At 62.1% G+C, this 13,415-nt stretch carries 14 protein-coding genes, 1 tRNA gene and 1 pseudogene; 8 read left to right on the top strand and 8 right to left on the bottom strand.

The genetic code is table 11. The annotated features are described in order from the left end of the window. Window positions 1-12: 12 nt before the first annotated feature. Window positions 13-843 (top strand): L,D-transpeptidase family protein, encoded by an 831-nt coding sequence (locus tag ACAty_RS09750; RefSeq protein WP_004873108.1) that lies wholly within the window; start codon window positions 13-15, stop codon window positions 841-843. 39 nt (window positions 844-882) lie between these two features. On the opposite strand, the gene hemG is transcribed toward ACAty_RS09750, so the two are convergent. From hemG to ACAty_RS09735, 3 genes are read right to left on the bottom strand one after another with little or no spacing between them, the layout of a single operon-like run. Continuing rightward, window positions 883-2,247, bottom strand: a complete 1,365-nt coding sequence (gene hemG / locus ACAty_RS09745; protein WP_004873106.1) for a protoporphyrinogen oxidase — start codon at window positions 2,245-2,247, stop codon at window positions 883-885. Further along, complete coding sequence (locus ACAty_RS09740) at window positions 2,229-3,347, bottom strand: AI-2E family transporter (RefSeq protein WP_004873104.1); 1,119 nt, start codon at window positions 3,345-3,347, stop codon at window positions 2,229-2,231. Before ACAty_RS09740 ends, hemG begins: the two co-directional genes overlap by 19 nt. A gap of 12 nt (window positions 3,348-3,359) precedes the next feature. Continuing rightward, entirely contained in the window at window positions 3,360-4,085 is a 726-nt protein-coding gene (locus ACAty_RS09735) for a hypothetical protein (protein WP_004873103.1), read from the bottom strand. Window positions 4,086-4,214: 129 nt separating this feature from the next. Between ACAty_RS09735 and ACAty_RS09730 the strand changes: the two genes are divergently transcribed. The 7 genes from ACAty_RS09730 (at window position 4,215) to ACAty_RS09700 (ending at window position 9,133) form a co-directional block, all read left to right on the top strand. After that, entirely contained in the window at window positions 4,215-5,111 is an 897-nt protein-coding gene (locus tag ACAty_RS09730) for a PHP domain-containing protein (protein ID WP_051620801.1), read from the top strand. Further along, window positions 5,063-6,169, top strand: a complete 1,107-nt coding sequence (locus tag ACAty_RS09725; RefSeq protein WP_226824207.1) for an AI-2E family transporter — start codon at window positions 5,063-5,065, stop codon at window positions 6,167-6,169. The genes ACAty_RS09730 and ACAty_RS09725 overlap by 49 nt, the downstream gene beginning before the upstream one ends. A gap of 38 nt (window positions 6,170-6,207) precedes the next feature. Beyond that, window positions 6,208-6,624: a hypothetical protein gene (locus ACAty_RS09720; protein ID WP_187288615.1), complete on the top strand. Its 417-nt coding sequence runs from the start codon at window positions 6,208-6,210 to the stop codon at window positions 6,622-6,624. A 51-nt stretch (window positions 6,625-6,675) separates the two neighbouring features. Continuing rightward, entirely contained in the window at window positions 6,676-7,428 is a 753-nt protein-coding gene (gene rlmB, locus ACAty_RS09715; RefSeq protein WP_004873095.1) for a 23S rRNA (guanosine(2251)-2'-O)-methyltransferase RlmB, read from the top strand. Window positions 7,429-7,459: 31 nt separating this feature from the next. Then, window positions 7,460-8,245, top strand: a complete 786-nt coding sequence (locus ACAty_RS09710) for a TatD family hydrolase (RefSeq protein WP_004873094.1) — start codon at window positions 7,460-7,462, stop codon at window positions 8,243-8,245. Next, window positions 8,242-9,012 carry an MBL fold metallo-hydrolase gene (locus tag ACAty_RS09705; RefSeq protein ID WP_004873091.1) on the top strand — a complete coding sequence of 257 codons (771 nt, stop codon included), beginning with the start codon at window positions 8,242-8,244 and terminating at the stop codon, window positions 9,010-9,012. Before ACAty_RS09710 ends, ACAty_RS09705 begins: the two co-directional genes overlap by 4 nt. Window positions 9,013-9,057: 45 nt before the next feature. Then, window positions 9,058-9,133: transfer RNA gene (locus ACAty_RS09700), tRNA-Asn, on the top strand. Window positions 9,134-9,146: 13 nt separating this feature from the next. Here ACAty_RS09700 and ACAty_RS09695 read toward each other — a convergent pair. The 5 genes and pseudogenes from ACAty_RS09695 to bet all read right to left on the bottom strand — a co-directional run bounded on the left by ACAty_RS09695 (window position 9,147) and on the right by bet (window position 12,972). Beyond that, window positions 9,147-10,172 carry a tyrosine-type recombinase/integrase gene (locus ACAty_RS09695; RefSeq protein ID WP_004873090.1) on the bottom strand — a complete coding sequence of 342 codons (1,026 nt, stop codon included), beginning with the start codon at window positions 10,170-10,172 and terminating at the stop codon, window positions 9,147-9,149. Window positions 10,173-10,228: 56 nt separating this feature from the next. Next, window positions 10,229-10,372: pseudogene (locus ACAty_RS16795) on the bottom strand (helix-turn-helix domain-containing protein); the annotation flags it as partial. 10 nt (window positions 10,373-10,382) lie between these two features. Then, on the bottom strand, window positions 10,383-10,586 hold the full coding sequence (locus ACAty_RS09685) for a DUF1289 domain-containing protein (RefSeq protein WP_038472177.1): 204 nt from the start codon (window positions 10,584-10,586) through the stop codon (window positions 10,383-10,385). Further along, window positions 10,576-12,093 carry a YqaJ viral recombinase family protein gene (locus ACAty_RS09680; RefSeq protein ID WP_051620800.1) on the bottom strand — a complete coding sequence of 506 codons (1,518 nt, stop codon included), beginning with the start codon at window positions 12,091-12,093 and terminating at the stop codon, window positions 10,576-10,578. The genes ACAty_RS09685 and ACAty_RS09680 overlap by 11 nt, the downstream gene beginning before the upstream one ends. 3 nt (window positions 12,094-12,096) lie before the next feature. Then, on the bottom strand, window positions 12,097-12,972 hold the full coding sequence (bet, locus tag ACAty_RS09675; protein WP_004873078.1) for a phage recombination protein Bet: 876 nt from the start codon (window positions 12,970-12,972) through the stop codon (window positions 12,097-12,099). Window positions 12,973-13,415 lie beyond the last annotated feature (443 nt).

Below are 13,415 nucleotides of genomic sequence, written 5' to 3'. Positions count from 1 at the left end.
GGAAGACGGTTCATGAAAAAGGCCACACTCTGGTGGCGCGCATTGTGGCTGTGTGCCTTTCCTATGCTTCTCGTCGGCTGCACCACGCAGGCCCCTGCGCCGCAGGTGCATTCCGTTGCCTGGTACGCAGCCCACATTCCCCCGCCCGTGATACCGACGGTAAGTGCTCCCACACAGTCTGTCCAGCCAGCCCCGGCGCCTCAGGAACTGCACATCGTCGTCGACACCAGCGACCGCCAATTGCGCGTGTACAAGGGGGACGCCCTGCTGGAAACCTTTCCCGTGGCCATCGGTTTCAATGGTGCTGCACCGCGGCGTACCCGTGGCGACGACATCACCCCCGTAGGCAAGTATCGCATCGGCTACGTGCGTTTTGGTACCCGCTATGGCCCGTTCATGCTGCTGACCTATCCCAATCGCGACGACGCCCGTTGGGGTCTGCGTGAAGGTATCATCACCCAGCGTCAGTACGACGCCATCATCAGTGCCCTGGATCGTGGTGAGGCCCCGCCGCAGAATACGCCACTGGGTGGTTATATCGGTATCCACGGCATGGGTCCGCAGTTTGCGGACGATCCGGATTCCAAGGTATTCCCGGGTCGCTGGACGGCGGGTTGCGTCGCCCTGTCCAACTGGGACGCCCGGCAACTAGCGACCCTGGTGCGCGTCGGCACACCCGTGGACATCGTTGGTGAGGTACCGGGATATCGCCGCGGCACACCAGCGCAGCGGCGCCCAGCTGGGCTTCAGAGTGTAGCCGATAATCCAGAGGGGCATCTCGACCATCTCCTGGCCGCCTTGCAGCACGGTTCCACCTCTGCGCCGCAACCCGCCTATCCCTGAGGAACACTGGTCGTGGTGATCCGGCCAACGCGGTGGGTACTAGCTTGGGCCCGTTGCCGTGTCGACTTGCGCAAAGGTGCGCTGGAAAGCATCGGCCTGGACAACGCAATCGCCCAACGCCACACCCCCCTGCCAGTTCCCCAGCAGTTCCAGCCCCGCGAGTTGGCGGCGCAATTCGTGAATGCGCTCCACACGCTGCCGATGGCCGAGGGCATACTGGGGAATGGCCCGCGGCCACAGGGCACAGCGGTGATAGGCGGGGTCACCGCGAATGCCGAGGATGGGGCGCAGATCCGCCAGGGCCTGCGCCTCCAGTTCGGCGGGACTGCGCCCGGATATGTCCTGCTGGGCACCACCAAGGAAGGCCGTGAGCAGGACCATGCCCGGCGGTGCGCGCTCCGGGAACAGGGTAGAAGAGAACAACACACCGAGGGTCTCGATGCCAAGCCGGCGGGGAATGAGCAAGCCGAAGCCATCCAGGCGATGATCCACGGCTTCCCGGGGGAAGCCCAAGGCAACGGTGGCCACCGCTGGATAGACGATGGCCTCGAGTTCAGCGGCAAGCTCCGGGGCTTCGGCGCGCAACAGACGGGCGCTCTCCGCAGCGGGCAGGGCGAGCACCAGCCGCCGGCATTCCAGGTCGCCCGCGGGCGTCTGCAGGTGCCAGAGTTCCCCGCGGCGCTGCAGGTGGGTAAGGGGTCGGGACAAGGCCAGGCGATCTGGTGGCAGACGCGCGGCCAGCGCCCGAGGTAATTCCTGCAGACCTCCACGGAAGGAGACCAGTCGACTGCTGCCCTCCTTCTTCCCGGCACGCCGCCTGCGCAGGGCAGCGCGCAGCAACGAGCCCGACTCCGCTTCCATGGCTGCAAGGCGGGGCAGAGCGGCGGTTACGGACAGTTTTTCCGGATCACCGGCAAAGACACCGGAAACGAAAGGATCCACCATCCAGGTGAGGGCTTCTGGTCCCAAGCGCCGACGCACAAAGTCCGCTATGCTCTCATCGTTCTGGGACTGGGGGCGGCGCGGGCGCCAAGGCTCGCTCAGTAGGCGCAGGCGCGCCGACAGGCTCAGCAGCGACGAGGAGAAGAGCACGTCCGGCCCCAGCGCCACGGGATGACCCCGGCGGTTCAGCACGAAACGGCGGCGTGCCAGCGGGTTGGCTTCCACTACCCGGTCCTCCAGCTGCAGTTGCCGGATCAGGTCGGGTAGCAGATCGCCTTTTATCATCAGTGAGTTGGGTCCGAGATCGCGGAGGAAGCCGTCTTCGGAGCGGCTGCGCAGGTTGCCGCCCACCTCGGCTTCTGCCTCCAGCAGCAGAGCCGGTATGCCGCGCTGGTGCAGATACCAGGTGGCGCTCAGTCCGGTGAGGCCGGCACCGACGACGATCACTGCTTCGCTGGACATCCGTTCACCTCTTCTTCGGCCGCGGGCAATGGGGCATGACCGCCGTACCAGGTACTGTCCAGGTACCAGCGCTGTGCGTGACGCAACAGCGCAATGAGCACTGCAGTCACCGGCAGAGCAAGCAGTAGGCCGACAAAGCCGAAGAGCTCGCCGCCGGCCAGGACCGCGAAGATGACGAGCACCGGGTGCAGGCCGATACGCTCACCCACCAGGTAGGGGGTGTAGACCATGCTTTCGAGAATCTGGCCGATGCCAAAGACCACCCACACCCCGACCATGGGCAAAAAAGCTCCAGTCTGTATGTACATGGCCAAGGTGGCCATGCTGATCCCGCTGATCACGCCGAGATAGGGAACGAAGCTCAGGAATCCGGCGAGTAGGCCGATGAGTATGGCAGTCTGCAGGCCGACGATGGATAGTCCAATGGCATAGCTGGTACCCAGAGCCAGCATGACCAGGATCTGGCCACGCAAAAAGGCCATGAGCATGGTGTTGGCATCGCGAGCGAGGAGCTCCACCGTGGGCAGGCGACGGCGCGGGATCAGTTCGCGTATGCGCTCCAAAAGCTGCGGCCAGTCGCGCAACAGGTAGAATCCCAACACCGGAATGAGCACGATATCCAACAGGGTGGCCAGGATTCCGCTACTGGAACTGACGGCAATGCGCAGACTCTTGCCCAGCCAGTCCGCCAGTTTCTGCGCGTTGGCCGAGGCGTAGTGGGTGATGGTCTGACTATCCAGCTGGATACCCAGACGCGCTGAGAGTTCCGGTACGATCTGGCGCTGCAGGAGCTCCGCATACTGACGCGTGTAGTCCAGAAAGAGCAGCGCCTGATGGCGGATGGCCGGAAGCAAGGCCGTGACGATCCCGGCCACCACCAGCAATACCAGGACGAAAACCAGTGTGGTGCCGACAGTGCGCGAGAGCCCCCAGCGTTGCAGTCGGCTGACCAGTGGATTGCCGAGATAAGCCAGGATGCCCGCGATGAGGAAAGGGGTGAGCACCGCGCCCAGACGGTAGAGCAGGTAGGCGGCGACCACAAGCGCCGCAAGCACATACAGCCGTTGCAGTGCGCCAGCGGGATTCTCTCCTGCAGTCACGGGCAGGTTCCCTCAGTGTAGACCGTGGCCAGCCGCTTCGGCCGCCGCCAGCATGGTCTCGCGCACCTCTGGCGTGTAGTCCCCCTGAAGTACCTGCTGCCGTCCTTCCTGAAAGAACAGCGGCGCATCCGCCGGCAGATAGCGTTGCAGGGCGGCAAAGGCCGTACGCATTTGCTCCGGGTCCTGGGCACGGGTAGCCGTGATGGCCCAGTTGAACAGCAGGATACGCCATGGGCGCTGGGGATCCTGACTTTCCAGGTCGGCGGCAAAGTCGGTGGCTGCCGCCTCGGCCACGGCACCCATGAGGCGGGCAAGGCTCTGCAGCGGTTCCGCGTCCTTTTCGGCGTTGGCCAGGATGGCCAGGCCATTGACTACCGGTTCGAGGGTGTGGATGGGTTGTCCGTTCTGGACCAGCCAAGCGGCGACGGCCACACTGACGATCTCCATGGCCGCCTTGGCTGGACGCTCACCCAGGCGATCGGCCCAGGTTGCCAGATCCAGGAGTAGACCGATGGTCAGATCGCCAATCCGTTCCGGCTCGTCCTCGGGCAGGGATGGATCCCAGTTTGCCACGTCCCTCTCCAAAACCAGGAAAAGCTGGCGCAGGGCGTCCACCAGCTGCGGCGGGGTGACCTGCTCGCCCGTGGCGATGCGACTTTCAGCAAATTTGACCAGAAGCGGCTGAGCGAATTGCTCGAATCGCGATCTGGCGGCGGAAATATCGAGAACGGATGCCACGTCATGCTCCTTTGCTGCGACGAGGTCGAGGACCTCGTCATTGTGTCAGGAAGGATAGGATTATGGCTAGACGCTGGGTGGTGCTATCCTAGACGACGTCTACGAATCCCAGGAACTCGCGATTTGCCCATGCCTTCCGTCCATAGCGCAGTACCGTCGTCATCGCGCTCCCGCGTCGACCTGCACATGCACTCCACATTTTCCGACGGCAGTCTTTCGGTACCCGAACTCGTGGCCAGGGTGGCCGACACTGGCGTCGAGGTCATGGCCCTCACCGACCACGACAATACTGCAGGTGTGGAGATGGCAGCAAGGGAAGCCAAACGGCATGGCCTGCGCCTCATCAGCGGAGTGGAGATCTCCAGTGTCTGGGAAGAGCAGGGAATCCACATCGTTGGTCTCGCCATGGACATCGCGCACCCGGCATTGCAGGGCGGTCTGGAGCGTATCGTGCGGCTGCGGGATGAAAGGGCACTGGAGATCGCCAGGCGACTGCACGGGCAAGGCCTCGCCGGAGCCCGGGAGGGCGCCCGCGCCATTGCCGGTAGTCCGCTGGTGGGACGTGCCCATTTCGCCCAGTGGCTAGTTCAGGCCGGACACTGCCAGGACACCCAGGAGGCTTTCCAGCGCTATCTCGGACGGGGCAAGCCGGCCTACGTTCCCAGCGATTGGATTCCCATGGTGGAGGCCGTTGGCTGGATTCGCAGTGCCGGTGGTGAGGCGGTCCTGGCGCACCCAGGTCGCTACAAATTGAGTGGTGCTCGCCTCACACGTCTGCTGGAGGATTTTCGTGCCGCCGGTGGTGTGGGACTGGAAATCTGCTCCGGCTCCCAGGCTGCTGCCGATCGGGAGCACCTCGGGCGGCTCGCCCTGCGTCTGGGCATGGCAGGTTCCGTCGGTTCCGACTTCCACGGTCCGCATCTTGGCCACGCCGAGATTGGCCAGCTGCTGCCCCTGCCCGATGGAGTCGAGGCCATATGGGATCGCCTTGGGGTGACCGTGGCGACGCCTTTCCCCAGCCACTGAGTGACGATCGCTCGGAGGGCAGGGCGGTGAACGCCGGGCAGGTCCGCAATGGTCCTTGGGGGACCCTGGTGCTGCTTCTGATCTACGCCGGAGCCGCCTACGCCCTCAGCCCCTATGCCGGGCCGCTGCTCATGGGTGCGGTGTTGGCCGTGGTGGGCTGGCCCTGGCAGCTGCGTCTGGAACGTTACCTGCGTCTGCCGCGGTGGCTTGGAGCGTTACTCCACGCCACGGCCTGGGTCGCCGTGATCATCATCCCCGCGGTGGCCATAGTGGACTCGGTACTACCGGAACTGCACCTGCTGGTGCTGCGCTGGCAGACCGGCATGCCGCTGCTGACCCTGCCACTGAGTGTGCAACAGCTGCCTTTCGTGGGGCATTGGTTGTCCACGCACCTCGCCGAGATCAACGGTGCCTATCTGTCCAATTTTTTTCGCGAGCATGCGGACATCATCACAAGTTCTCTGGGGCAACTCTGGTTTTTCACTCTGCACACCTTTTTTGCCGCGCTGACGGTGTTCGCCCTGACCTTGCACGGCGAGCGTATCCGCGAAATGCTGCAGCTTGGCGCCAGCGAGCTGTGGGGGCGCGACCGTGGTGAGCGCTTCCTGCTGGCGGCGCGTGAGGCGGCCCGTTCGGTCCTCATCGGCCTGATCGGCGTGGGAGTGATCGAGGGGATTCTCATCGGCATTGCCTTCGCCGTGGCCGGTCTCAAGATGTGGCCGCTGTGGCTGGTGGCAACGGCCCTCATATCGCCCATCCCTTTTGGCGCGACCACCGTGGTTGGAGCAGCAACCCTGTGGCTGGCATTTTCCGGCCACTGGCTGGTCGGACTCATCATCTTCGCCTGGGGCCTGGTGGTCATTACCGTGGCCGACCTCGTGATCCGTCCGCTGCTGACGGGATCGCAGACTCGGGCCCCGTTTTTTCTGGTGTTCTTCAGCATTCTCGGTGGGGCTCAAGCCTTTGGCTTGATTGGGCTCATCATCGGCCCTATTTTAGTGTTGATGGCTCGAGGTATCTGGCGTTCCTGGGAGCGGCGGGTGCGCCTCGGCGCTTGATTCGATCGGTGTCGGGTGGTTTACAAGGGGGTCGTACCATGGATTATCAAGTGTTGGATCAACAGTACAATCAGCTCCAGCAACAGACGCAGAACAACATTCAGGCTCTGCAGCAGGTGGCACAGCGGGTGCAGGCCGTGGTCCCGGACAATACCACGGCGCGCGAGCTGATCCTCGATCTGCGTAATCTTGCCATGAATCTCCAGCAGCAACAGCAGAGTACGGCCATGATGCTGCAGCAGTTGAGCATGCGCATTCAGCAATTGGAGATGCAGTTACAGTCCATGGGCCAGACGGGAGTCAACCCCAACGTCATGGGGCAGCGCGCCTGGAACCAGCCCATGCAGCCTGGGATGGGCAGCAGCTTCCTGGGTAACGTCGCCACGGGCCTTGGACTTGGCGCCGGATTCGGCATTGCGGAGAATGTAGTCGACGATATCTTCAATTCCTTCTGATGGCTTCGGCCCGGATCTGCCCCTCGCCGGTGTTCCACCCCGAGGGTGCCTGTGGCTGAAGACTGGGCAATCGGTGTCCATGCCGTTGCCGCTGCCATCGACGCCGGTGAAGTGGAGCAGCTCTGGGTTGCCAGAGAGCGCGAGGAAGATCGGCGTATCCGAGAGGTGGTCGCTGCGGCCGAACTGCACGGCATCCGTCCGCGCTGGGCAGCGACGGCGGAGATCAATCGGCTCGGTGGCGGTCCCCAGCATCAGGGACTCGTGGCCCGCTTGCTGGCGCGGCCCGCACCCACGCTTGCGCAAGTGCTGGAGGACATTCCAGCGCCTGGGCTCCTGCTGATACTGGACGGTATCCTTGATCCACACAATCTGGGTGCCTGCCTGCGTAGTGCCGAGGCCGCCGGCGCCAATGCGGTAGTGCTGCCCAAGGATCACGCCTGTCCCGTCAATGCCACCGTACGCAAGGCCGCGGCCGGCGCCGCCTCCCGCCTGCCCATCGTGGTGGTGACCAATCTCGTGCGCAGTATGGTCGGCCTGCAGGAGTACGGCTACTGGATTGCCGGACTTGCAGGCGAGGCCAGTCAAGACCTGTATGAGGCGGACCTGCGTGGTCCTCTGGCTCTGGTCCTGGGAAGTGAAGAAAAAGGCCTACGTCGCCTGGTGCGCGAGCACTGCGATTTTCTCTGGCACATCCCCATGTGCGGGGCCGTGGAGAGCCTCAATGTATCCGTTGCCGGTGCGCTGGCGCTCTTCGAAGCGCGGCGGCAGCGACGAACGCAGGCAAAGCCGGACGAACTGCGCTAAAATGGGGCTTCCCACGACGGAGGAGCAAGTCTTGCAGGCGGCCTTGGTAGATTCCCACTGTCATCTGGATTTTGACGATTTCGCCGAGGATCGCGATGCCGTATTGGCACGCGCCCGGGCGGCGGGCGTCGAGCACCTGCTCATCGCGGCGGTGACGCCAAGCCATTGGGCGCGGGTGCAGTCGCTGGCAGCGGAGCACGCGGGTATCTGGGCTGCAGCCGGCGTCCACCCCAATGAGGACCCGGCAACCACCCCGGAGCTGGACGAACTGCTCCGCGCCCTGGCCGCACCCAGAGTGGCGGCAACGGGAGAGACGGGGCTCGATTATTTCCGCAGCGAAGGGGACTTGTCCTGGCAGCGTCAACGCTTCGCCCTGCACATTGCCGCGGCGCGGCAGAGTGGCAAACCCCTCATCGTCCATACCCGGGCGGCTGCCGCCGATACCCTTGACCTGCTGCGCAGCGAAAAGGCCCGAGATGTGGGCGGTGTGATCCACTGTTTCACGGAAGATTGGGATTTTGCCTGTCAGGCCATGGATCTCGGTTTTTACATATCCCTGTCGGGTATCGTTACCTTCAAGAAGTCGACGGAGCTTCAGCAAGTCGCTAAAAAAATCCCGGCCGATCGCCTGCTCATCGAGACCGACGCTCCCTATTTGGCACCAGTACCGCAGAGGGGTCGCCGCAATGAACCGGCTTATGTGGCGCACGTCGCCAGTTTCTTGGCAGAGCTGCGTGGTGAAGAACCGCAAGCACTGGCTGCCCAGACCCACGCCAATTTTTTCCGATGTTTTCCTGCGGCAGGAATGGCGGCATGAGTGTGCGGGTGCGCTTCTTGGGTACGGGGTCCAGTGCCGGAACTCCGCAGGTGGGTTGCGATTGCGCCGTTTGCCGCAGTGACGACCCGCGCAACCGCCGTAGTCGTGCCAGCATCCTCGTAGAGGCCGAGGGGGTGGCGCTGCTGGTGGATACTGGCCCGGATCTGCGTCAGCAACTGCTGCGGGAAAACGTCCGCGCGCTGACAGCGGTGCTCTACACCCATTTTCACGCCGACCACATCAACGGCATCGACGACCTCCGGGCATTCAACTTCCTGCAAAAACAGGTGCTCGACTGCTATGGCGATGTGCGAACGGGCAAGGAGCTCGAGGAGCGTTTTCGCTACTGTTTCCTGCCACCCGATCCCGCCTGGGCAAAGCCCTCCTTGCGCATGCACCACCTGGATGGTCCACGGGAGTTTGGGCCGCTGAGGGTGACTCCCGTGCCGGTGCTGCACGGCCATCTCCAGATTTTTGGCTACCGTTTCAACGACGTGGCCTATCTTACCGATCTCAAGCGCATACCCGAAAGCAGCATGGCTTTATTGCAAAAGCTCGATATCCTCATCCTCGATTGCTTGCGCGAAGAAGAACATCCGACCCACATCAATGTGACCGAAGCCATAGCGCTCGCCAAGGAAATCGGTGCGCGGTATACTTACTTTACGCACATGACCCACGACCTCGGTTTTGCGAGCCTGGCCGAGCGGCTGCCCGAGGGCATGGCGCCGGCCTACGATGGCCTCCAGATCCGGTCCGCAGGCTGATTTTCTTGACCCCTGCGCGCCGAGTAGGTATCCTACGCGAACTTTTCCCCGGTAGCTCAGTCGGTAGAGCGGGTGACTGTTAATCACTAGGTCGGCGGTTCGAGCCCGTCCCGGGGAGCCAAATTATCAACGACTTACACGACACTCGGCACAACTCTCAATGGGGACTGTGCCTTTTTTGTACCATGAACCGACACATTCCCTGCGTACTGCGCCACATGGTCGGCGGACAAATGCGCGTACCGCTGCACCATGTCGAGCGATGCCCAGCCACCCATCTGCTGCAGGACGAGCAGCGGGGTGCCTGCCTGGACGTGCCAGCTTGCCCACGTATGTCGTAAGCCATGCCACGTGAAGTCCTCGATACCAGCCCGCTGGAGCGCGTTCCGCCAAGCCTTGGTTGTGACTTGCGTTACGGGTCGGCCCTTGTACGTGAAAACGTACCGGGGATGCTTCCCAATCTGGCGCAGCAACACTTGCACGGCCTGTTCGTTGAGGCTCACGGGTATGGGCTTTCTGGCTTTGGCCTGGTCCGGATGGATCCAGGCACAACGGCGCTGCATGTCCACCTGTGACCACTCCAATCCGGTCACATTGGATTGACGCAACCCGGTCAGCAAGGAAAATTCCGCCATGCTTGCCAAATGCGGTGGAAGTTCCTGCAACAGCCTGGCCGCTTCTTCCTGGGTCAACCAGCGTAACCGCTGGTTTTTTACTGGATACGGTTCAAAGGATGGCAAAACTTCCAGCCATCCCCATTTGTTTGCACGCCGTAGAATACCGCGAATCAAAGCCAGGTAATGATTGGCCGTGCTCGCGGACGTTTCTTTCTTCTTTATTTCGAGAATGCCTCGAATCGTCTCCCAAGAGATGTCTTTCAGCTTTTTCCCGGATAGGTAGGGATGCAACCACTCCAGCTGCTGCTCATCTTTCTCTAAGGTTGCCTTGTGCGTTTTTTCCTCAAGCCACCGTAACGCAGCCTCGTCCCAGGTGCGCGCCGGGGCTTCTCCGAGTTTCGACTGTCGCCACGCCTCGGCCCTCAGCTGGTCGTGCAGTTCCTGCGCGGCCGCTTTGTCCGTCGTGCCAGCCGAGCGCCTAACTCTCTGGCCGCTTGCATCGACGAAGTCAACCCACCATGTTTTACCACGCTTATAGAGCATTGGTGATCCTCTCCTTTGCCCGTCTGCCGGGGTCGATTCTGTAGGCTTTTGAGGTAAGCGACAAGGTCGTCTTCGAGGAAGACCCACAGTTTCCCCGGTTTCGCCGCGGGTATCTCCCCCGCCCTTGCCCGGCGCTGGACCGTGTCCGGATGCAGATGGAGAAACTGGGCCGCTTCTTCCAGGTCTAGTGTCCTCGTCATGGGGTACTCCTCACTTACCACGGAGGGGGGTGCGATCCAGATCGACCCATCCTTCACGAATCAATCGCTCCCAACAAGCCTGCTTCTGTTCCTCGCTGTAACCGATCCAGCCGGTGACCTCCTCGAAGGTCCGGCCGCAGGACCGGCACACGTCGTCTCCCAGAGCCGTCGTACAGAATCCACGGCACGGGGAATCCTTTGCCTCAAGCGGCATCGGCCATCTCGCTCTTGGCCGCAGACTGCAAGGTGGCCACAAGTGCGGCACAGATTTTCGGGAAATCCGCCTCGAGATACCCTCCGTCCGGGAGCGGGGCAAAACCGAGTTGCGCGAGCCCTGCCTTGGTAATGCCCAGCGGCGAGATGCGCGCACAGATCGCTTCGAGCGACAAGGTTTTGGATGCCTTGGACGTGGGACGGGAACCTTGCAAGCGGTGGGCATTCACCCGCCGGGCAATGACCCCGAGCAGAGCGTCCTCGTCCATAGTCTGGGCCAAGGCTGGCCCGTCCGGCCAGAGATCGACTCCAACCCGGGCAGCGGCATCGGCAAAGAGACGCCGAGCCGTGCGCAGCCGATCTGCGTCCCGATCCGCAGCGATTTTGGCCTGGGCAACGGCGCTATCCAGCTTCGCTGCCGCCGCCTTTGCCGTACGGGTGCCTTTGATGCTCGCTCCAAGTTCGGCCAGCAGAGCCGACGGCATCGTCGGAGCATAGGCCCCCAGTTCCAGTGCCAGGGCGTCGTAGTGGGCGCGGACCGACTCGGCGGCTTTTTGCACCATCTCGAGCCGGATATTGTCCTTGCGCACCTTCACGAGCCCGTCCAGATCCTTCACGGTACGGCCCAATGCCTCGCCGATATCGTCGAGTGAACGAAACATCTGTTCTACGTCCGGCATTTGTGCGAGTACCGCATCCTTGACCACCGCTATGCGATCCAGGGCTTCCTTGGCCCACCGGATAGTCTCCTCAGCATTCGCGAAATCCTGATCGGTGCGCAGGTCGCGAGGAATGCCGGCCAGAATCTCCAGAGTCCGGTCGCGCCACTCGGCAATATTGCTGGCGAGAATACGACCAGATACCGCAACGTGCAGTGCCGGCAAACGATCCGGCGCCACTCCAATGAACTCGTATTCGTCTGGGCGCAGCGTGTAGTTTGCCAAGTCCTCCGCAAACCGCTTCCAGCCGGCCAGGATTGCCTCGCGGCGTTCTGGGCGACTCTCATACCAGCAGCGAACAAAGTCTTCACCGTCTGTGCCGCAGGTGAAAAGCGCCTTTTCTGCTCCGGTCACCAGCAGCTGGTGCTCCAGCTGCCAGACGTGATGCAGGGGAGGCTCTCCATGTTCGGCGATGTGGGCAATGGTCTCTTCGTTCTTGAGCTTGTTTTCCCAGACAATGGACCCGTCCATGGTGAGGCCATCGAGGCTGGCCAGCAGTGGCAAGCCATCGACATCGCGACTGCAGGTGCCCGGGAAAAGCTCTTCCCCGATCACCCGCTCCGCCGCTGGACGAATGGCGGCTTCCGCAGCATGCCCCGCGTCGAAAATCACCTGGGTCGTGGCATCGACTTCCGGGACCATACCCGTAGCCTTCTGGCGCAAGAGTTCATTTCGCCCCAGATAGGGGCTCACGCCCATCATGGCCGGCGCTTCGCTTCCGGTGAAGTGCCGAAGGCGCAGAGACAGCCACTCTGGAGTACCCTGTTCGACGCGATGGTAGCGGAGCATGGATTATCCCTCAGCGATCTCGGCAAAATCGTTCGCCGTTTCCCCAAGAGCGCGGATGGCCGCCTCCTGTTCCTCGGTGAGGGTGGCCTTGCTACGGATCATGGCGAGGATGTCTTCCGCACTACGCTTTCCGCTTTCCACCAGATCCTTCCACTTGGGGAAGTTCTGCTCGAAATGCTCCTGGGAATACGGCTCAAGGGCTGGACGGGCTGGGCTTTTCTGGACCTGGATAATCTCCCCGGTCTGGCCGTCGATGACTTCAGAGGTCTCGATGGTGCTCCCCTGCATTTCCTCTGCAGTAGGCTGTGCCCCCAGTTCCGGGAAGGCTTTCCGCAAGGCCTGGGCCTCAGCGCACTTGGCCAGTTGCCCATAGGGGCGTTTCGCCCACATGGCGTTAGGCGCGATGCTTTTTTCCTGACCGCCCTTTACCGCATAGTTTTCCTTCCAGAATTCCTTGGCGGAAAACTCGACGATCTCCCCACTGGGTAGACGCCGCTTGACCGTGGCCTTGCACCACTTGGGATACGTGACGGTCACACCACCAATGTTTTCGGTCACGTCCTCACCGAATTCCGGCTCACTGACCCCCGCATATTCTCCGGAACGGGCCGCCTGAGTACGGTATAGCCCGATACCAGGCATGATCACGTCCCGCATTCTCTTGGCTTTAGTGTCCCACATGGGGACGATATGCACGGGCTTTTGCAACGGATCCAGCTTGGCTGCAGCGCAGTAGGAAATGGCCATCTTGATGGATTCCCGAGATGCGCCGGGATAGATGCTGTTTTCCAGAACAGAGATCAGTTCCTGTTCGGACATTTCCAGGACGGGAACCGTGGTAATGGACTGGGATTTCTTGGATTGGACTACAGCGTTCATAAAACTCTCCTATCGGATGGATACACCTATAGCGCGGATAGTCTCGTCAGATGAAAAGTGGGTCTTGAGATAGATTTCGAACGTCTTGACTGCATCGTCTCCGGTGCTAGCATCCCTCTGGTCGGTATAGCGAAGGCGCGAGGCAAGCCATGACCAGACACGCTGTATATCGCAGGAAGATCGTGACCCCAGAGTCGTTTATGGCCATGGCTGGTCCGCACTATCGGGAACGGAACGATTATCCCACCTGTCCATCCTGTAAAGTGCGGCTGGAACCCTATGGTGTCCACTCCACGAAAGTGCAGTCGCGATTCGACCATCCCAACGGAAGCGTCTGCCCCCTGTCCTCCACGCCCGACCGACGCTACGCGCACTTGTGCCCATCGGACTGGGATCTGGAGCAAGGGGAACGACTCTATGCGGAGTTCTGTCGCCCTGAGAAT

Origin of the sequence: Acidithiobacillus caldus ATCC 51756, assembly GCF_000175575.2 — a bacterium.
GTDB classification, from domain to species: Bacteria; Pseudomonadota; Gammaproteobacteria; order Acidithiobacillales; family Acidithiobacillaceae; genus Acidithiobacillus_A; species Acidithiobacillus_A caldus.
Note: the sequence above shows the minus strand (reverse complement) of the source record. Positions and strands in the feature narration are given on the sequence as shown.

What these genes read in the sequence shown, in the direction of transcription:
- ACAty_RS09750 (WP_004873108.1), top strand. Translation starts at nt 13, where the DNA reads ATGAAAAAGGCCACACTCTGGTGGCGCGCATTGTGGCTGTGTGCCTTT.
- hemG (WP_004873106.1), bottom strand. Translation starts at nt 2,247, where the DNA reads ATGTCCAGCGAAGCAGTGATCGTCGTCGGTGCCGGCCTCACCGGACTG.
- ACAty_RS09730 (WP_051620801.1), top strand. Translation starts at nt 4,215, where the DNA reads ATGCCTTCCGTCCATAGCGCAGTACCGTCGTCATCGCGCTCCCGCGTC.
- ACAty_RS09725 (WP_226824207.1), top strand. Translation starts at nt 5,063, where the DNA reads ATGGGATCGCCTTGGGGTGACCGTGGCGACGCCTTTCCCCAGCCACTG.
- ACAty_RS09720 (WP_187288615.1), top strand. Translation starts at nt 6,208, where the DNA reads ATGGATTATCAAGTGTTGGATCAACAGTACAATCAGCTCCAGCAACAG.
- ACAty_RS09705 (WP_004873091.1), top strand. Translation starts at nt 8,242, where the DNA reads ATGAGTGTGCGGGTGCGCTTCTTGGGTACGGGGTCCAGTGCCGGAACT.
- ACAty_RS09695 (WP_004873090.1), bottom strand. Translation starts at nt 10,172, where the DNA reads ATGCTCTATAAGCGTGGTAAAACATGGTGGGTTGACTTCGTCGATGCA.
- ACAty_RS09685 (WP_038472177.1), bottom strand. Translation starts at nt 10,586, where the DNA reads ATGCCGCTTGAGGCAAAGGATTCCCCGTGCCGTGGATTCTGTACGACG.
- ACAty_RS09680 (WP_051620800.1), bottom strand. Translation starts at nt 12,093, where the DNA reads ATGCTCCGCTACCATCGCGTCGAACAGGGTACTCCAGAGTGGCTGTCT.
- bet (WP_004873078.1), bottom strand. Translation starts at nt 12,972, where the DNA reads ATGAACGCTGTAGTCCAATCCAAGAAATCCCAGTCCATTACCACGGTT.